Here is a 248-nt window from a genome sequence, read left to right as displayed (position 1 = left end):
CCTGGAACAGTTCAAACGACTCGCGCTTATATTCCTGTTTCGGATTCTTCTGAGCGTAACCGCGCAGGTGAATCCCCTGACGCAGATGATCCATCGCCGCCAGATGCTCTTTCCAGAGTGTATCCAGGTTCTGCAGCATCACGGTTTTCTCAAAGTTGCGCAGTACTGGGGCGCCAACAGCTTCTTCTTTGCTGTTGTACACGCTGACCGCTTCGGCAACAATGCGCTCGCGCAAAGCTTCCTCATAC

At 53.2% G+C, this 248-nt stretch carries 1 protein-coding gene; it reads right to left on the bottom strand.

Going from position 1 to position 248, the window contains the following annotated elements; genetic code table 11:
* Positions 1–248 (bottom strand): hypothetical protein (locus tag R0J87_RS23180; protein ID WP_498889309.1); only part of this gene is annotated, 248 nt, incomplete at both ends.

Source organism: Halomonas sp. SIMBA_159 (assembly GCF_046536035.1).
Classification (GTDB): domain Bacteria; phylum Pseudomonadota; class Gammaproteobacteria; order Pseudomonadales; family Halomonadaceae; genus Vreelandella; species Vreelandella venusta_A.
This window is presented reverse-complemented; position numbering and strand designations above follow the sequence as displayed.